The following is a 17,848-nucleotide window of genomic DNA, read 5'->3' as shown; positions in this document are numbered from 1 at the left end:
TTAGCCGCGCATCGCGGCAAGCATCAGGTCGAGGTTCTGCACCGCTGCGCCCGAGGCACCCTTGCCGAGGTTGTCGAACACCGCAGTCAGCACCACCTGGCCATGTTCGGGGTTGGCGTACAGCGCCAGGCGCAGGTCGTTGCTGTCATTCAGCGCCTCAGGGTCGAGTGGGGTGGCCGGCCCCTGCTGGTGCAGGGGCATTACCTGCACATGGCGGGCGCCCTGGTAATGCTGTTCCAGGCAAGCCTGCAACTGTTCGGCGTCGGGCTGGCCGGGCAGCAGGCGCAGTTGCAGCGGGATGCTCAGGACGATGCCTTGGCGGTAGGCCGCGTAACCCGGCAGGAACATCGGCCGTGCCGACAAGCCGGCATGCAGCTGGATTTCCGGCACGTGCTTGTGCGCCAGCTCCAGGCCATACAGTTGCAAGGTCGGGGCCTGTTCGGCACCCGGCATCTCGTGCCGCTCGACGGCCGCACGGCCGCCGCCGGAATAGCCGGAGATAGCGTGGATGGTCAGCGGGTAGTCGGCCGGCAACAGGCCGGCCTTGACCAGCGGGCGCAGCAGGGCGATGGCCCCGGTGGGGTAGCAGCCGGGGTTGCTGACCCGCTTGGCCTGAGCGATGCGTTCGGCCTGTTGCCCGTCCAGCTCCGGCAGGCCGTAGACCCAGCCTGGCGAGGTGCGGTGTGCGGAGCTGGCGTCGATCACCCGTACGGCGGGGTTTTCGATGGCTGCCACGGCTTCGCGGGCGGCGTCGTCGGGCAGGCACAGCAAGGCGATGTCGGCGCTGTTGATGGCGTCGGCGCGGCGTTGTGGGTCTTTGCGCTCAGCCTCCGGCAAGGTCAGCAGGCGCAGGTCGTTGCGGCCTTGTAGGCGGGCGTGGATCTGCAGGCCGGTGGTGCCTTGGTCGCCGTCGATGAAGACAACTGGGGTGTGCATGGTCGGGGTCCGGTCAGGGGAGGGGATGACCTATGCTCGCTTGTGGCCTTGAGAAAGAAAATTTGAATATCATGATGCTGACATTCAGTTTTGATGAATCAAGGATCGCCACCCATGCGCGAAATCAGCCTCGACCGCCTCCGCACCTTGGTGGTGATCGCCGACCTGGGCTCCTTCGCCGAGGCCGCCCGCCAGCTCAACCTGGCGCCACCCACCATCAGCCTGCACGTGGCCGAGCTGGAGGCGCGGGTTGGTGCGCCGCTGCTGACCCGCAACCGCAACCAGGTGCGCCCCACGGCCATCGGCGAGACCTTGCTGGCCCGCGCTCGCCGCCTGCTGGCGGATGCCGACCTGGCCCTGGACGAAGTGCGCCGTCAGGTCGAAGGCCTGACTGGGCGGGTGCGCCTGGGCGCTTCCACCGGTGCCATTGCCCATCTGCTGCCCAAGGCCCTCGAGCACCTGCGGGTGGCGCACCCGGGCATCGACGTGCAGGTTCAGGTGCTGACCTCCCAGGCTTCCCTTGCGCGTTTGCGCGAAGGCACCCTGGATATCGGCCTGGTGGCGCTGCCGCAGGTGGCGGGCAAGGGCGTCAGGCTCACGCCCTGGCGGCGTGACCCGATCCTGGCGTATGTACCGGCCGAGTGGCAGCCGCCGGCCAAGGTCACCGCGGCCTGGCTGGGGCAGCGCGCGTTGATCCTCAATGACAGCAGTACCCAGTTGTCGCGGGTGACGGGTGAGTGGTTCGCGGCGGCGGGCTTGTATCCCGAGCCGCGGATCGAGCTGAACTACAACGATGCGATCAAGAGCCTGGTAGGGGCCGGCTACGGCGCGACCTTGCTGCCCCAGGAAGGTGAAGCCGCCGAGCTGGACCGGCGGATTGCGCGCCGGCCGCTGCGGCCGGGGTTGTGGAGGCAGTTGGGAATTGCCTGCCGCGAAGGGGAGGTTGAGCGGGCTACGGGGTTTGTACTGGAGGCGTTGGAGCGGTTGCGGCAGTAGGGGCTGCACAGCAGCCCCAGGGTTCAGCCCCGTTCTCGCAGGCGAACTGCCGTCACGGTCTCGCCGCCAACCCCCCAGTTATCTGTCGGTACTTCCTCGATCACCACAAAGGTACTGGCCGCAGGCTTGCCCAGTACCTGTTCCAGTAATTGCGTGGTGCCCTCGATCAGCTGGCGCTTGTGTTCCTGGGTCACCCCTTCGTCGGTCACCCGAATATGGACGTAAGGCATGGCTGCTTGCTCCTCTGTTCAGTGCCAGGTGCCAGCGGTGCTACCGCCGTCGACAGGCAGGATTACGCCGCTGACGAAGCGCGCATCGGTCAGGTACAGCACTGCATCCACCACATCCTGCGGCTTACCGGTGCGACCGCTCGGCGAAAGCCCGCCAAGGCCCTCGACCTCGCCACTGTGCAGCGGCGTATCGATGATCCCGGGCGCCACAGCATTGACCTGCACACCGCTGGCGGCCAGCTCCAGGGCCAGGCCCTTGACTGCCTGATTGAGCCCGCCCTTGACCAGCACCGGCAACAGCGCCGGCACACGGGTATCGGGCTGCAGGGCGATGGAGGCGGTGATGGCGATGATGTGCCCGTGGCCTTGTGCAGCCATGACCTTTGCCGCTGCCTGCGACGGATAGAAAAAGCCCTTGAGGTTGGTGCCGACCAGTGCGTCGACGTCTGCCTCGCTGTACTCGGTGAAGGGTTTGGGGATGAAGATCCCAGCATTGTTGATCAGGATGTCGACGCCGCCGAAGGTCTCCTGGGCTGTGGCGATCAGGCGCTGGGCAGTCTTTGCTTCGGCGATGTCACCGGCCACGCCAACGAAGCGCGGTGAATGGCCGAGGCGGGCGGCAGCCTGCTCCAGGCGTGCCTGGCTGCGGGCATTGCCGACCACATTGTCGCCGCGTTCGAGGAAGGCCTTGGCGAGGGCGAAGCCCAGGCCGCTGGAGGCCCCGGTGATGATGACAGTGCTTGGCTTGCTCATGTTTGCGTTCTCCGGAAGTGAGCCGTTGGCTCGTGGTGGAAACCACTGTAGGGCTCAACGCCAGCTTGAAAAATGAGCTGGATGGCATTTCAATCGATACACCGTGTAATCAATAGAGCCGCCATGACCCGCCACTTCGACGACTTGCAACTGGGCAGCCTGGAGCTGTTCTGCCTGGCAGCCGATACCGGCAGCTTCACCGCTGCAGCAACCGAGGCCGGCGTCACCCCAGCCGCGGTGAGCCGCAGCGTGGCGCGCCTGGAAGAGCGCCTGGGCGTGCGGCTGTTCGTACGGACGACGCGGCAGATGCGCTTGTCCGACGCCGGCCAGGCCTACTACCAGCAATGCCGCCAGGCGCTCGGACAACTGGTCGAGGCGGAGCGCCAGGCCATGGGTGGCCAGGCTGTACCAAGTGGTCGCCTGCGCATCAGTGCGCCCACACCGTATGCGCATCATCGTTTGCTGCCGTTGCTGCCGGCATTCCGTCAGCGCTATCCCCAGGTGCAGGTAGATGTGCACGTCAGCAATCGCAACGTCGACTTCGCCGAGGAGCACTTCGACCTCGCCATCCGTGGCCGAGAGCCCGGCGATTCACGACTGGTGGCTCGACGCCTGGAAAATGCCGAGTTGGTGGTGGTGGCGGCACCGGCCTACCTGGCGCGCAGGGGCACGCCGCAGGTGCCGCAGGATTTGGCCGGGCATGAGTGCATCCAGTTCGAGCTGGCCAGCACTGGCCGTCGTCCGCCCTGGAGTTTCCGCATCGAAGGCCGGGAAATTGAAATGGAGACCCAGGGGGGCCTCACCTGCCTGGGTGACTTCCTGGCGACCGCGACATTGGTGCGTCATGGGGGTGGCCTGATGCAGGCCCATCGCTTCACCGTGCAGGACGCACTGGCGCGTGGCGAACTGGTCGAGGTACTGGGTGAATACGGCGGTACCTCGCGCCCCTTCATGCTCATCTACCCCCAGGCTCGGCACATGCCACTGCGAGTGCGGGCGTTTATCGACTTCCTTTTTGCCGAAGGCGCCCGACCGCCAGGCTGAACCGACGCAGCCCCCGCATCGCCGACTATGCTTCTCCCTGCGTCGAGCCAAATGTCTCTCGATGACCATTCCGATTACCCAGGAGAACGCGACATGAAATACGTGACACTGCTGGTGGCTGCTTGTCTGGTGAGTTTTGGTGTTCAAGCTGCTGATGAGGCCAAGACCAATTGCGATGCGAAGATCAAGGAGCTGGAAGCCGACCACAAAGCCAGTGGCCAGGCCATGCACGGCGGTATGGCGCATGATTTCAAAGTGAAATGGGAACAAGCCAAAAAGGCTCGGGACGCAGGAGATTGGGCCGCGTGTCAATCTGCCGCCGACCAGGCCAAAACTATCTATAACAAGGCGCGCAGCCGATAGCGCGCTTTTTCATGCGGGCCTCTGCGCTGTTGAGTCTGCGAAGAGGCCCGCATGTTCGTCATCAGAACCAGCGGTCGTTCTTCTTCCGGCCACGGGTCAGCGCCGGCAGGATCAGCCCCATCAGCAGCCCCGCACCGGCGATGCTGCCGCCGTACACCATGTAACGCATCATCACCTGCTTGTTCTCGTCGCCCAGGCGTGCCTGGGTGTCGCGCAGGCTCGACTGGCTCTGGTCGAGCTGTTCGTTGAGCGCCTGGTTGCGCGCTTCCAGTTCATCGATGAGCTTCTTGCGCGAGTCGAGGGTTTCCTGCATGCCCTGCACGCGGTTTTTCCAGCTGTCATCGATGGTCTTGAGTTGCCCGGACAGGTCCGCCACCTGTGCATCAAGTTGCGGCAGGCGCTCGTTCTGGCCCGGCACCGACTGCAGGTCGCTGGTGAGGATCCACACCAGGTCGCCATTCTGGCCACGCACCTGGCTGTAGTTGCCCTGGCTGCCGACCAGGGTGAGTTTCTGCCCCGACTTGAGCGTGCCGACAATGCGGTGGCCATCGGTCGGGCCACTGCGCACGTAGGTGCTCAGGCTGTCGCTGACCCAGCGCGCATCGCTGGCCGGCTCTTCGGCATGCGCGGGGACGGCAAGAGCCACCAGGGCGGCGAGCAGGCTGCCGCGCAGGGCAGTGAGGGCAAGGGAGGCTGGGCGGGATTCAGGCATGTTGGGTCTTCGCTGCAACAGGGAAAATAGGCCCGGTAACTGTAGATCAGCAATGGGGCCGGCGAACCGGTCGGTGAATTGACCGTCAGGGACAGACCGCAATTTTGTAGGCAGGTTCACTGCTGCACGTAGGAATTACCTACAGAATGTTGCAAAAGCCGGGCTAGAGCCGCTGCGCCCGCATGACGCGATTGTAATGCGCCAATCACCTTGGCGTTATCTGCCAGGCCCCACTCTCCGACTCCGCCGACACAACAATAATCGTCACTCAAGGAGCCTCGGATGACCCGAACCGCCCCCCTGTCCCTGGCGGCATGCCTGACGCTGTCTGGCGTCAGTGCACTGGCAAACGCCGCCGAAGTAAAGCCCGAAGGTTTCATCGAAGGCAGCACGCTCAACGTGCTCAACCGCAATCTCTACTTCAATCGCGACAACCGCGACGGCCCGGCCCCGGTGCAGAGCAGTACCAAGCCAGCGAGCAATGGTTATTCCGAAGCCTGGGCGCACGCCATCATCAGCCGCTTCGAGTCCGGCTTCACCCAAGGCACAGTGGGTTTCGGCCTGGACGCGTTCGCCATGCTCGGCCTCAAGCTGGACACCGGCGGTGGGCGCAACGGCGGGCGCAGTTCGTTCGATGTGCTGCCGGTGGAGCACGACGGCCAGGCACGTGACGAATACACCAAGCTGGGCGGTGCGGCCAAGCTGCGCCTGTTCGATACCGTGCTCAAGGGGGGTGATGTATTCCCGGCCAACCCGGTCGTGGCTGCTGGTGATTCGCGTCTGTTGCCGGAAAGCTTTCGCGGCGTGACCTTGGAAAACACCAGTCTCAAGGACCTGACCCTGCAGGCCGGCCGCCTGCATGCCATGAGCCAGCCGGTCTCCAGCGACATGCGCGAGAACTTCGTGACCTTCTATGGCGGCCCGGTGGATTCACCCTGGATTGCCTACGGCGGTGGTGACTACGACCTCAACGAGCATGTGAGTGTCAGCCTGTTCAGCAGCCGGCTCAAGGATGTATGGAACCAGTACTACGCCGGCACCAGTGCCAGCTGGCCGTTGAGCGACGACCTTGCCCTGATCGGCGGCTTCAACTACTACAAGGCCGTCGATGAAGGCCAGCAGCGCCTGGGCGCGTTCGACAATGACATCTGGAGCGTGAAAGCCGGGGTGCGCTTTGGTGCTCACACGCTAGCGCTGAGCCACCAGCGCAACAATGGCGATGATGATTTCGACTACCTGCGCCAGTCCGACTCGATCTTCCTCGACAACTCCATCCAGTACAGCGACTTCAACTCGCCCAAGGAGCGCTCGTGGATGCTGCGCTATGACCTGGACATGGCGGCCTACGGGGTGCCGGGGCTGTCGTTCATGAGCCGTTACGCAAAAGGTACCGACGCCGACTATTCCAACGCCAACGCCTTCTACATGCGCCGCGACGCGGACGGCAACCCGTTGACCGACCAGAAGCGCTGGGAGCGGGACATCGAGGTCAAGTATGTGGTGCAGAGCGGTGCAGCCAAGGACCTGTCATTGCGCGTGCGCCAGGCGACCACCCGGGCAACCGCGTTCGAGGCGGACCTGGACGAAGTGCGGCTGATTGTCGAGTACCCGCTGTCGGTGCTGTGAATTCACCTTGAGAAGCGCGTCAGCTCCTTTGGTAAGAGGTGGATGGTTTGGCGCCCCGGTGGGGCGCCTTTTTTAGTTTTTTGCCCCCAACCTTACTGTCATCGCCAGCACCGACCGTAGCGAACCGGGCAGGCCGATGTCGGCTAGGTCGACACCAAGGTCCTGGCCAGGCAGTCCTTGCAGTTGACGATGGTTTCCCGCAGCCCCGCCTGCACGTGCACCAGGTTCGACCCGCACATGGCGCAGAACAGCGTATAGCCGCTGGTATCAGCCTGCCCCGGCAGATCTGCGATGTAGTCACTGACCTTGCGGCACAGGCCATGGTCATCCTGCTGCAGCAGCACGTCGAACAGCGCCTGGCTGAAGCCTGAGCGCGGGGCATGGGTGTCGTAGCTCGATACCGTGAACTGCCATTGCTCCCGAATGGAGCGCTCGCTTAGCGACAGCATGCTGCCGGGAATGGTATTGGCCGCGTGGCGCTTGCTGACCTGGGCGCGGGCCACGAATGACAACGCCCCGCGCACGGCGGTGTTGGCCAGTGACCAGATGTGCCGTACGGGGTGCACATCGAGCAACTGTGTTGCGACTTCTGCGGCTTTTTTCCTGGCGTTGTCCCGTCCTGAATAAGGTTTACACCTCCCATCCCGAATTTCCGGAGAGTCAGATGGAGCAAGGTGTAAAGCGCACACAGAGAGATTACTCACTGTCTTTTAAATTGGCGGTGGTTGATCAGATTGAAAAAGGCGAACTGACCTACAAACAGGCCCAGGTGCGGTATGGCATCCAGGGTCGGTCGACGGTTCTGGTATGGTTGCGTAAGCACGGTCGGCAGGATTGGAGCCAGGGGGCCTCGATCCGCGACGAGAGGAGCTGCGCGATGTCTGACCCCAAAACGCTCACTCCAGAGCAGCGGATCAAAGAGCTTGAGCAACAGTTGGAACTGATGAGCCAGAAGGCCCAGTTTTTTGAGACGGTCGTTGATGTTCTGAAAAATGACTATGGTGTTTCGGTCGTAAAAAAGCGATCCGGCAAGTCCTCTCGCAAGGTCAAGTCGCAGGACTGAGCATTGCCAGGGCTTGTCAGTTTCTAGGCATCAGTCGACAGGCTTACTACAAGCGCAACCGAACTGCTGATGGCAAAGAGCGCCAGGCAGATCAGGTGGTTGAGTTTGTTCAGCAAGTCCGGATGCGCCAGCCTCGTCTGGGTACACGCAAGCTGCACTATCTGCTGCATTGCCAACCTGACAAACGGTTCCAAGTTGGCCGAGATAGGCTGTTCCAGGTCTTGGGAGAGCGCCGTTTGCTGGTGCTGCCTAAGCGGGCCTACCACAAGACAACACAAAGCTTTCATCGCTTCTACCGCCATCCCAACTTACTCAAGCCGGGCCCAAGCCAAGTCGTTCCGACAAGGCCGGAGCACGTCTGGGTTGCCGATATTACTTACCTGCCCGCACGTAACGGCCCGCTGTACCTGAGCCTGGTAACGGATGCGTACTCCAGGAAAATTGTTGGCCACCACGTCCATGAAAGCCTGCATGCCGAGTCAGTGGCGCAAGCCTTCAAGCAGGCATTACGAAAGCGACGTCGTCGCCAGCCATTAGTCCACCATTCGGATCGAGGCATCCAATATTGCTCGGCGCTGTACCAGTCACTGCACCAACGGCACGATGTTCAGTGCTCCATGACTGATGGGTATGACTGCTACCAGAACGCGCTGGCCGAGCGAATCAACGGAATCCTCAAGATGGAGCTGCTGTTGAGCAGCCCTGAAGATCTTGAGCAGGCGAGACAGATGGTTGACGAGGCAGTGCAGATCTACAACACAGAACGGCCCCATATGGCCCTGAAAAACAAAACGCCCGATGCAGTGCATCGGGCGTTTTGAGGCCTGTCGGCCTACCTGAACAGGTGTAAACCTATTTCAGGACTAGACACGTCGAAGGGCAGGCCGTGTTCGGCACTGCGGCTGGCTATGTAGGCACAGACCTCTTCGTTGCAAAGCAGCTCGATGGCTTCGGCGATCTCGCCGCGCCATTGCATCTGCGGGCCATTGGACAGGGCCTTGTGCAGGGCACGATACAGGGGGCCGAGGCCGGCCCGCTGCTGGCCGTCAAGGCTGACATTGGCGATCCAGCGCACCTTGTTCTGCCAGGCCTTCGGGGTGGGGTCTTCGCTGAAGGCATCCAGTGGCGAATCGGGGTCGACCAGCAGGACCTGATCCTCGTGCAGCGCCAGCAGTATGTTCGCATCCATGCTCAGGGATGGGCTGACTAGCGCATCCCCGGTGGATTTTTCCGCGGCCTGGATGCAATCCCTCTGCGCATCCATGCGTATCGCCAGCATGGCCAGCAACTGCAACTGCCGGGTAATCGACAACGTGTGCAATGGCACGGGCTGGTGCTTTGCCAATGACCAGTGTTCCTTGATGCGTTTGCGCTGTTCGATGGCCAGTGCCTGCCTGGCGCGTTCACGCGCCGCCAGGCAAGGCTGGCAGGCGCAATCACGCTGCCATTGGTTGCGCCCGGGGAAGTAATGGCGATGCGCGCAGTTCGGGCAGTAGGCCAGGTTATCGTTCCAGCTGTAGGCCGAACGGCTTTTGCGTCGCTCGTACAGGCTGACTTCGCAGTAAGGGCACTTGAGATCGGCGCAAGGCACCGGAGGGAAGGCCTTGATCAGGCTGCTGGGGGCGATGTCGATGGCATAGCGTTCGAGCAGCAGTGCGATTTTCTCACCACCGATGTATTCGTTGTACAACGCCTCGATCTGCTCGGCACTGAGGTGCTGCAGCTTTGATTTGAAATCCGACAAACCTGTATCTCCTTGCGAAAAGTCGCTTATGAGGTTTGCCGACAATGATGCAGCGCCGGGAATTAGCTGAGTTGTGGGAGGCTTCTTCGGTATCGGTAGGATTTTTCTGATTCATTATCGTTTTTTGCAGGCCACTGCTCGCCATGCCTGTGGTTGCTGTTCTGGCCTCTGTGCAAAACTGGCATTTTTATCAGGAGGGCCTGCCACGTGAAGCGAACCGGTTTATCGAGCACCCTGGTCCTGCTGTGCTGCAGCCAGGCCTGGGCCATGGACGGCAAGGGCAGCGTGACCGACCATTTCACCATTGGCAGCAGCGTGGGTACGGCGGCGCTCAGCGAGTCCACCAGCCATCCGCTGAGCAGCACCGCAGCGGCGCGCGACGATGCCCTGGCGTACGTCGCGACCAACGGTCGCCTGTGCGGGCCGCGCCTGCAGCAGGCGCTGCGCGACTACCGCCAGGCCCATCCGCAATCGGCGTTGAGCGACGCTGCGCTGGCCGCGGCCATCGCCAGCCAGGCCTGACGGGCTAGACTCAAGGCTTTCTGTTCTCCCATGGAGCCTTGCCATGATTGCCAAGAACACGATCTGCCTGTGGTTCGACAAGGATGCCGAAGAAGCGGCGAACTTCTATGCCAGGACCTTCCCCGACAGCAAGGTGGTGGCGGTGCACCCGGCCCCCGGCGACTACCCTTCGGGCAAGGCCGGCGAGGTGATTACCGTCGAATTTACCGTGATGGGCATTCCCTGCGTGGGCCTCAATGGCGGCACCACGTTCAAGCATAGCGAGGCGTTTTCGTTCCAGGTCAGCACCGAGGACCAGGCCGAGACCGACCGGCTCTGGGATGCCATCGTCAACAACGGTGGCAGCGAGAGCGTCTGCGGCTGGTGCAAGGACAAATGGGGCATCTCCTGGCAGATCACCCCGCGCATCCTCATCGAAGCCATTGCCAACCCCGACAAAGCCGCAGCCAAGCGCGCGTTCGACGCCATGATGACCATGGGCAAGATCGACGTGGCCAGGATCGAGGCTGCACTGAAAGGGTAGGGTCGATCAAGCCTGGGCCCAAGGCAGGCTGCCGGCCTCTTCGTGCAGTGACCAGTCGAACTGCTCGACCAGCCAGTCGCGCAACTTGCAGCAACTGGCATCACGGCTCTTGGCCTCGCTGAGGCTGAGGTAGTGGCGGGTGTCGCGGTGCACCAGGGTGTCACTCACCGGCCGCACCAGCAGGCCCTGTTGCACCAGCGGCGCGACCAGGTAATGCCAGCCCAGTGCCACACCCTGATGGTTCTGCGCCAGTTGCATCAGCAGGCTGTAGTCGTTGGCGTTGAACAGTTTCGGTGCATCCGCGTCACGCTGGTCAAGGTCGATGTCCTGGTAGGCGAACCAGACCTTCCAGTCGACATGCTCGGCCACCTGCGAGCGGCCGAACGGGCTGAGGTTGAGCAGGGCGGTGTTGCGCAGGCCGTCCAGTGTCTGGACCTCTGGGTGCAGTTCCAGGTACTGCGGTGTGCACACCGGGTAGATCACGTCACAGACCAGCGGCTGGCTGAAGTAGCCTTGGCCGTTCTTGGCCATCTTGCAGATGATGATGTCCGGGTTGACCCCGTTTTCGAGGGTCAGAAAGTTCTGCATCGTCACGATGTTCAGGTCGAGCTCCGGGTAGGCTGCGAACAAGGCCGGTAACTTCGGCCCTAGCCAGAAGTTGGCGAATGCCGGCGTGCAGCACAACGTCACCCGCTGCTTGGGCGACTCGTTGTGGCGGATGCGGTCGGCAGCCTGGGCGATGTTGGTGAACGACAGTTGCACGGCGTCGTAGAAGATCGAACCGGCCGGTGTCAGCTCGACCGTACGCCCGGCGCGGTTGAACAGTTCGGCGCCCAGGTGCTCCTCAAGGTCGCGGATCTGCCGGCTGATTGCCGCCTGGGTCACGCACAGTGCTTCGGCTGCACGGGTGAAGTTCTGGTAGCGGGCGGCGGCGACGAATGCCTTGACTGCGCGCAGCGAGGGCATCTTGATCAAGGTCTGATCGGGTTTGGTGTGCTTGACCATACGTTCCGGTAATCAATAAGCCTCAGAAAATGTCGGTTCTTTGCGGCAAAACGCTCGCAATAGACTGTGATCAGGCAGCAGCGTGACGCTTTCCTTAATCGTTTGAAGACTAACTGAACGAACCCCGGCATTGAAGTCCGATATCGGCGCGCATCCCACCGGCCAGCGCCGCTTTCGGGCATTGTCTTGTCGACTTTGTGGGCGCCGGGCTGCCAGCAATCGCACATCATCAGTACCGCTGTTTCCACACAATAAGACCAGGGAAAACCGCACGCCATGATGACCTCGCCGTTCTCGATCCCCGCCCAAGCCCGCCGCATCGACCCGTCCCGCCAGCGCGCCGCTGCGCTCAAGGCCGATGGCTCGGTTGATGACAACGACCGCACCGAAATCGGCCCGACCCCGCTGGCCTTTGCCGAATGGGCCAACCTCGGCCTGCAGGCCCCGCACTTGCCAAGCATGCGCGAGTACCGCCTGCAACGTATCCGTGAACAGCTCATCGCCCGCGACCTTGGTGGCATCCTGCTGTTCGACCCGTTGAATATCCGCTATGCCACCGACACCACCAACATGCAGTTGTGGACTACCCACAACCCGGCCCGCGCCTGTTTCGTCGCCGCCAGCGGCCATGTGGTGTTGTGGGACTTCCATGGCTGTGACCACCTTTCTGCGCACCTGCCGCTGGTATCGGAGCTGCGCAGCGGCGCATCGTTCTTCTATTTCGAGACCGGGGACCGTACCGAGGAACACGCCAGGCGCTTCTGCGCTCAGGTCGATGAAATATTGCGCAGCCATGCCGGCAACAACCGCCGCCTGGCCGTGGACCGAATCGAAGTCGCCGGCCTGCGCGCCCTCGATGCGCTGGGCGTGCAGGTGCAAAACGGCCAGGAAGTCACCGAGTTCGCCCGCATGATCAAGGGACCGGACGAGATCCTCGCCATGCGTTGCGCCGTTGCTTCCTGCGAGGCCTCGATTGCCGAGATGCGCCAGGCGATGCGTGCCGGTGCCACCGAGAACGATGTGTGGGCCGCGCTGCATGCAGGCAACATCCGCCGTGGCGGCGAATGGATCGAAACCCGCATCCTCAGCTCCGGCCCGCGCACCAACCCCTGGTATCAGGAGTCCGGCCCACGGGTGCTCGGCGACGGCGACCTGCTGTCGTTCGATACCGACCTGGTCGGCGTCTACGGCTTTTGTGTGGACATGTCGCGCAGCTGGATCTGCGGTGATGTGGAGCCCACTGCCGAACAGAAGCGCCTGTACCGCATCGCCCACGAGCACATTCACGTCAACGCCGAAATGGTCAGGCCCGGTGCGCGCTTTACCGACCTCACCCGCAACGGCCATCGCCTGCCGCAGAGCTGCCGGGCGCAGCGTTATGGCGTGATGTTCCATGGTGTGGGGCTGTGTGATGAGTACCCGTGCATTCGCTACCCGGAGGACCTTGAGTCCTATGGTTATGAAGGTGAACTGCAGGCGGGTATGGCGCTGTGTGTCGAGGCCTATGTCGGCGAGGTGGGGGGGCGCGACGGGATCAAGCTGGAGAACCAGTTGCTGGTGACCGAGACTGGGTTTGAGCTGTTGACCCATTACCCGTTCGAAGACAGCTTTCTGCGTGATTAGTGGGTAGGAGCCTGCCTTGAGGTTTGTGGATAGGTGCCAGCCTTGAGGTTTGTGGTGCCTGGGAGATCGAGCGCCGCCCGCGCGGCGCATCGCGACGCAAGGCCGCTCCCACATCTGTTTCGGGCCAGTTATTCCTGCACCTTTTGCGTGCGCAATCTGGTGCATGTCTACACAGAGTACAAAAGCAGATGATCACCCATCGATATCAAATGGAACAAACAAGGGCACGCGCGCCAATGCCACAGGAGTGATTGGCCCGAAACAGATGTGGGAGCGGCCTTGCGTCGCGATGCGCCGCGCGGGCGGCGCTCGACCTCCCAGGCGCCACAACCCCCAAGGCATGCACCTCTGCCCACCTACACCCGGGTCAGGCGTATGATCTGCCGCGCACAAAAGGCCCCGGTCAGAATCACCCCGAACAGCCGCAACGTCTGCATCGCCAGCACCAACCCGACATCCGCATGGGTTTCCACCGCGATGATCGCCATGGCATCCAGCCCGCCCGGGCTGGTGGCCAGGTACATCGACAGGAAGTCCGTGCCCATCGCCAGGGCCAGCACATAGGCACAAGCGGCGCACAGCACGATCAACGCTACGGCCCCGGCAATCATGGTCGGCAGGCGCTTCCACACATAGCGCACGGTCTGCCGGTCGAAGCGCAGGCCGATGTAGCAGCCGATGGCGCCGTAGGCAGCGGCCAGCAAGGGTTCGGGCAAGTGGATGGTCAGCAGCCCGCTCAGTTGCAGGGCGCCGCCAAGCAGCAGTGGCGTCAGCAAGGCACCGGCAGGCAGGCGGCTACCGAGGGTGATACCCACCAGCACCACGGCAAGGCTGAGCAGGCTGTCGAGCAGGTGCGGGCCTTCCAGCACCGCTGGCGCATTGGCCACCGCGCCCGTGCCAGGCGCGGCGCCGAGCAGGTGGCTGACCAGCGAGCCGATCATCACCACGCACACCACCCGCACATACTGCATGGTCGCTACCACGCGGCCATCGGCGCCGTTTTCCTCGGCCATCGACACCATAGCCGAAGCCGCCCCTGGCGCGGTCCCCCAGGCGGCGGTGCTGCCAGGGATGCCACCGAAGCGTACGGTGCCGAGGCCGACCAGGGCACTGAGCACTACCGTGATGAAGGTCGCGACCAGCATCAGGTGCCAGGACTGGGCCATCGATACCAGCACGGCCCAGGTCACCGAGTGGGCGACCAGCAAGCCGACGCAGCCTTGACCGAAGCGAAACACCTGGCGGTGCAGGTGCAGTTGCGCGCCCGAGACGCCGAACACGATGGCCACCAGCATGGGGCCGAGGAACAACCCCGCCGGTACGGCCAGGGTATGCAGCAACTGGCCGAATGCACCGGCGCAAATCAGCAGGGCGAGCCATTGGAAGGTATTTCTGGAAAAGCCGGGTAGGGCGGTCTGCAACGTGGATACTCCTTGCGCAGCGGTATCGCGGGGGCTGGCAGCGCCAGCGGAGAAAATTATCGACGGCGCAATCGATCAAGTCTATTTTCTACTTTTGATGAATCCATAACTGAAATTCATGAATCATGGACCTGCGTGACCTTACTTACTTCGAAACCATCGCCGAACTGGGCCACTTGGGCCGGGCGGCGGAAAAGCTCAACCGCAGCCAGCCTGCGCTGAGCAAGAGCATCCAGCGCCTGGAAGAATCACTGGGTACCCGGTTGTTCCAGCGCGATGGCCGGCGGATCAAGCTCACCGATGTCGGCAAGCTGCTGCTGGCGCGCGGCAAGCAACTGCAATTGAACATCGCCGAAACCGAACGCGAGGTGCGCGACTTTGCCAGCGGGCTGGTCGGCAACATCCGCCTGGGCTGTGCGGCGAGCATGGCCGATCACCTGCTGCCGCACCTGACCGCGGCGCTGCTGGAGCGGGCACCGGACGTGACCTTGAAGCTGTCCATCGCCCAGGACGATGTGCTCAAGGAATCCCTGCGCGGCGGGCGGCTGGATGTGATCATTTCACCGCAGATCAGCATGGACCCGGAGTTCACCACTTATCCCATCCTTGAAGATGAAGCGATCGTGGTGGCCAGCGCGGAGCACCCGATCTTCGCCGGCCCCATCACCCTGCACAGCCTCTGCCAATACCGCTGGGTGCTGGCAGGGCCGACGGTGACCGCCCGGCGCTGGATCGACAACGTGTTCATCGCCCATCAGTTGCCGGCGCCGCAGGTGCAGATCGAGACCAATGCCATCTCGCTGCTGCCACGCCTGATCGCCCGTACCCAGTTGCTCAGCTTCGCCGCCCGGGAAACCCTGGAACATGGGCTGGGCATGTCGTGGCTGCGCGAAGTGCCGCTGAAGCAGACCACTATGCGCCGCACCGTTGCCGTGTCGGTGCGCACGGAGGGCTACCTGTCACCGGCGGCAGGGGCGCTGGTGACGCTGCTCAAGGAAAAGGGCAGCAGTTTTTTCGAACGTGACTAAACCGCTGCCGCCACTGCCTGCTGGGCAATCAGCGCCAGGCAACGCTGCACGATCGGGCTGCTGTCGCCCTTGCGCCGGCTGAGAATGATCGGGCTGACCGCGCTGCGGTCGAGCAGGCTGGCGTACTCGATGTCGGTGCGGTGCTGCTGTTGCACCGACTCCGGCACCAGGGTCACGCCCAGCCCGACGGCGACCAGGCCGATGGCGGTCTGCAGTTCGTTGGCCCACTGGCTGACCTTGAGGCTCATGCCGTGGTGGGCGAACAGCGCGAGGATGTGGTCGGCGTAGCTCGGCCTGGGGTTGGCGGGGTAGAGGATGAACGCTTCCCTGGCCAGTTGTTCGAGGGTCAGCGGGGCACCGGCCAGGGCATGGCCCTTGGGCAGCACGGCCACCAGCGGGTCTTCGCGCAGCACTTGCTGCTGGATTGCCGGGTCGTCGATGCGGATGCGGCCGAAGGCGATGTCGATGCGCCCGCTTTTCAGCGCTTCCACCTGCTGCAGGGTGGTCATTTCGCTCAGGCCCAGTTCCAGCTCGCTGTCCTTGCGCAGTTCGCGGATCAACTCCGGCAGTACCGTGTACAAGGTCGACGGGGCGAAGCCGATGCCCAGCCACTGGCGCTGGCCCTGGCCGATGCGCCGGGTGTTGTCGCTGATGTTTTCCAGTTGCTGCAGCAGCGTGCAGGTCTGTTCATAGAAGAAGCGCCCGGCCTCGGTCAGCCTTAGCGGGCGCTCGCGCAGCACCAGCACGGTCCCGAGCTGCTCCTCCAGCTGGCTGATCTGCCGGCTCAGCGGAGGCTGGGCGATGTGCAGCAGTTCGGCGGCGCGGGTGAAGTTCAGGGTTTCAGCCAGGACCTTGAAGTAGCGAAGGTGGCGCAGCTCCATCAGACCTCCTGGGTATGGTGGGAGATTCATTTGATATTGGACGGCCCTCAGGGTCTCGCGCAATGCTTGAATAATCAAGTAAATGTAGTATCGGGTTTGCAGACTGCGGCCTGATTTGACGGGACCTTCGCACCATGACAAACGCCCTGATCGAGCGCATCGACGCAATTATTGTCGACCTGCCAACCATCCGCCCGCACAAGCTGGCCATGCACACCATGCAGCAGCAGACCCTGGTGGTGCTGCGCCTGCGCTGCAGCGACGGCGTGGAAGGCATCGGCGAGGCCACCACCATCGGTGGCCTGGCCTACGGTTACGAAAGCCCCGAGGGCATCAAGGCCAACATCGACGCGCACCTGGCGCCAGCGCTGATCGGCCTGCCCGCGGACAACATCAACGCCGCCATGCTCAAGCTCGACAAGCTTGCCAAGGGCAATACCTTCGCCAAGTCCGGCATCGAAAGCGCCTTGCTCGACGCCCAGGGCAAGCGCCTTGGCCTGCCGGTCAGCGAGCTGCTCGGCGGGCGGGTGCGTGACAGCCTGGAAGTGGCCTGGACCCTGGCCAGCGGCGACACCAACCGCGACATCGCCGAGGCCGAGCACATGCTGGAGGTGCGTCGCCACCGGGTGTTCAAGCTGAAGATCGGCGCCAACCCGTTGGAGCAGGACCTGAAGCACGTGGTGGCGATCAAGCGCGAGCTGGGCGAGCGCGCCAGCGTGCGCGTCGACGTCAACCAGTATTGGGACGAATCGCAAGCTATCCGCGCCTGCCAGGTACTGGGCGACAACGGCATCGACCTGATCGAACAGCCGATCTCGCGCATCAACCGTGGCGGCCAGGTGCGCCTGAACCAGCGCAGCCCGGCGCCGATCATGGCCGACGAATCCATCGAGAGCGTCGAAGACGCCTTCAGCCTGGCTGCCGATGGCGCCGCCAGCATCTTCGCTCTGAAAATTGCCAAGAACGGCGGCCCGCGCGCCGTGCTGCGCACCGCGCAGATCGCCGAAGCGGCGGGAATCGCCCTGTACGGCGGGACCATGCTCGAAGGCTCGATCGGCACCCTGGCGTCGGCCCATGCCTTCCTCACCCTGCGCCAGCTGACCTGGGGCACCGAGCTGTTCGGGCCACTGCTGCTGACCGAAGAGATCGTCAATGAGCCGCCGCAGTACCACGATTTCCAGCTGCACGTGCCACGCACCCCGGGCCTGGGGCTGACACTCGACGAACAACGCCTGGCGCGTTTTGCCCGCCGTTGAAAGAACACACACACCCTGTAGGAGCGGCTTTAGCCGCGAAGCAGGCGACGCGGTGGATGGCACGGGCTGCGCCCGTGTTCGCGGCTGAAGCCGCTCCTACAAGAAGCCGTGCACGCCTTTGG

19 protein-coding genes are annotated in these 17,848 nt (G+C 63.2%); 10 read left to right on the top strand and 9 right to left on the bottom strand.

The window, feature by feature from the left end; translation table 11 throughout:
* A complete protein-coding gene (gene argC / locus BUQ73_RS15395) occupies positions 1-936 on the bottom strand; it encodes an N-acetyl-gamma-glutamyl-phosphate reductase (protein ID WP_079228705.1) in 936 nt (311 codons plus the stop codon).
* 114 nt (positions 937-1,050) lie between these two features.
* On the opposite strand from argC, the gene BUQ73_RS15390 reads away from it, so the two are divergent.
* Positions 1,051-1,932 (top strand): LysR family transcriptional regulator, encoded by an 882-nt coding sequence (locus BUQ73_RS15390; RefSeq protein ID WP_079228704.1) that lies wholly within the window; start codon positions 1,051-1,053, stop codon positions 1,930-1,932.
* 23 nt (positions 1,933-1,955) lie between these two features.
* Here the strand turns inward: BUQ73_RS15390 and BUQ73_RS15385 are convergent, their stop codons facing one another.
* Positions 1,956-2,162: a tautomerase family protein gene (locus BUQ73_RS15385; protein ID WP_079228703.1), complete on the bottom strand. Its 207-nt coding sequence runs from the start codon at positions 2,160-2,162 to the stop codon at positions 1,956-1,958.
* Positions 2,163-2,180: 18 nt separating this feature from the next.
* Positions 2,181-2,915, bottom strand: a complete 735-nt coding sequence (locus BUQ73_RS15380; RefSeq protein WP_079228702.1) for an SDR family NAD(P)-dependent oxidoreductase — start codon at positions 2,913-2,915, stop codon at positions 2,181-2,183.
* 123 nt (positions 2,916-3,038) lie between these two features.
* Between BUQ73_RS15380 and BUQ73_RS15375 the strand changes: the two genes are divergently transcribed.
* Positions 3,039-3,959, top strand: coding sequence for a LysR family transcriptional regulator (locus tag BUQ73_RS15375; RefSeq protein ID WP_079228701.1), 921 nt, complete (start codon positions 3,039-3,041; stop codon positions 3,957-3,959).
* A 93-nt stretch (positions 3,960-4,052) separates the two neighbouring features.
* Positions 4,053-4,322: a hypothetical protein gene (locus BUQ73_RS15370; protein ID WP_079228700.1), complete on the top strand. Its 270-nt coding sequence runs from the start codon at positions 4,053-4,055 to the stop codon at positions 4,320-4,322.
* A 61-nt stretch (positions 4,323-4,383) separates the two neighbouring features.
* Here BUQ73_RS15370 and BUQ73_RS15365 read toward each other — a convergent pair whose 3' ends face one another.
* Positions 4,384-5,034: a TIGR04211 family SH3 domain-containing protein gene (locus BUQ73_RS15365; protein WP_079228699.1), complete on the bottom strand. Its 651-nt coding sequence runs from the start codon at positions 5,032-5,034 to the stop codon at positions 4,384-4,386.
* 282 nt (positions 5,035-5,316) lie between these two features.
* Between BUQ73_RS15365 and BUQ73_RS15360 the strand changes: the two genes are divergently transcribed.
* The gene (locus tag BUQ73_RS15360; RefSeq protein WP_079228698.1) at positions 5,317-6,660 is read left to right on the top strand and encodes an OprD family porin; all 1,344 of its coding nucleotides are present in this window, start codon (positions 5,317-5,319) and stop codon (positions 6,658-6,660) included.
* 143 nt (positions 6,661-6,803) lie between these two features.
* Here the strand turns inward: BUQ73_RS15360 and BUQ73_RS15355 are convergent, their stop codons facing one another.
* Positions 6,804-7,235 (bottom strand): hypothetical protein, encoded by a 432-nt coding sequence (locus BUQ73_RS15355; RefSeq protein ID WP_079228697.1) that lies wholly within the window; start codon positions 7,233-7,235, stop codon positions 6,804-6,806.
* An 89-nt stretch (positions 7,236-7,324) separates the two neighbouring features.
* Here BUQ73_RS15355 and BUQ73_RS15350 point away from each other — a divergent pair.
* Positions 7,325-8,544 (top strand): IS3 family transposase gene (locus BUQ73_RS15350; RefSeq protein WP_152031491.1). Its coding sequence is split into 2 segments (ribosomal slippage): positions 7,325-7,673 and positions 7,673-8,544, totalling 1,221 coding nucleotides; the frame shifts between segments, so codons are not numbered across the junction.
* Positions 8,545-8,555: 11 nt separating this feature from the next.
* Here the strand turns inward: BUQ73_RS15350 and BUQ73_RS15345 are convergent.
* Positions 8,556-9,467, bottom strand: coding sequence for a hypothetical protein (locus tag BUQ73_RS15345; protein WP_079228696.1), 912 nt, complete (start codon positions 9,465-9,467; stop codon positions 8,556-8,558).
* A 207-nt stretch (positions 9,468-9,674) separates the two neighbouring features.
* On the opposite strand from BUQ73_RS15345, the gene BUQ73_RS15340 reads away from it, so the two are divergent.
* A complete protein-coding gene (locus tag BUQ73_RS15340; protein ID WP_237772707.1) occupies positions 9,675-9,989 on the top strand; it encodes a DUF2388 domain-containing protein in 315 nt (104 codons plus the stop codon).
* Positions 9,990-10,032: 43 nt separating this feature from the next.
* Complete coding sequence (locus tag BUQ73_RS15335; RefSeq protein ID WP_079228695.1) at positions 10,033-10,512, top strand: VOC family protein; 480 nt, start codon at positions 10,033-10,035, stop codon at positions 10,510-10,512.
* Between the two features lie 6 nt (positions 10,513-10,518).
* Here BUQ73_RS15335 and BUQ73_RS15330 read toward each other — a convergent pair whose 3' ends face one another.
* On the bottom strand, positions 10,519-11,517 hold the full coding sequence (locus BUQ73_RS15330) for a LysR family transcriptional regulator (protein ID WP_079228694.1): 999 nt from the start codon (positions 11,515-11,517) through the stop codon (positions 10,519-10,521).
* A 276-nt stretch (positions 11,518-11,793) separates the two neighbouring features.
* Here BUQ73_RS15330 and dddP point away from each other — a divergent pair, with 276 nt between their 5' ends.
* On the top strand, positions 11,794-13,140 hold the full coding sequence (gene dddP / locus BUQ73_RS15325; RefSeq protein ID WP_079228693.1) for a dimethylsulfonioproprionate lyase DddP: 1,347 nt from the start codon (positions 11,794-11,796) through the stop codon (positions 13,138-13,140).
* A gap of 356 nt (positions 13,141-13,496) precedes the next feature.
* Here the strand turns inward: dddP and BUQ73_RS15320 are convergent, their stop codons facing one another.
* A complete protein-coding gene (locus tag BUQ73_RS15320) occupies positions 13,497-14,561 on the bottom strand; it encodes an AbrB family transcriptional regulator (RefSeq protein WP_079228692.1) in 1,065 nt (354 codons plus the stop codon).
* A gap of 125 nt (positions 14,562-14,686) precedes the next feature.
* Between BUQ73_RS15320 and BUQ73_RS15315 the strand changes: the two genes are divergently transcribed.
* Positions 14,687-15,589, top strand: a complete 903-nt coding sequence (locus BUQ73_RS15315) for a LysR family transcriptional regulator (RefSeq protein WP_079228691.1) — start codon at positions 14,687-14,689, stop codon at positions 15,587-15,589.
* Here the strand turns inward: BUQ73_RS15315 and BUQ73_RS15310 are convergent.
* Entirely contained in the window at positions 15,586-16,470 is an 885-nt protein-coding gene (locus BUQ73_RS15310; protein WP_079228690.1) for a LysR family transcriptional regulator, read from the bottom strand. The genes BUQ73_RS15315 and BUQ73_RS15310 overlap by 4 nt on opposite strands.
* Before the next feature lie 134 nt (positions 16,471-16,604).
* Here BUQ73_RS15310 and BUQ73_RS15305 point away from each other — a divergent pair, with 134 nt between their 5' ends.
* Positions 16,605-17,726 (top strand): muconate cycloisomerase family protein, encoded by a 1,122-nt coding sequence (locus tag BUQ73_RS15305; RefSeq protein WP_079228689.1) that lies wholly within the window; start codon positions 16,605-16,607, stop codon positions 17,724-17,726.
* The last annotated feature ends 122 nt before the right edge of the window (positions 17,727-17,848 follow it).

Source organism: Pseudomonas putida, assembly GCF_002025705.1.
Taxonomy (GTDB): domain Bacteria; phylum Pseudomonadota; class Gammaproteobacteria; order Pseudomonadales; family Pseudomonadaceae; genus Aquipseudomonas; species Aquipseudomonas putida_J.
The sequence above is the reverse complement of the archived record's forward strand: the minus strand, read 5'-3'. Positions and strand labels throughout refer to the sequence as shown.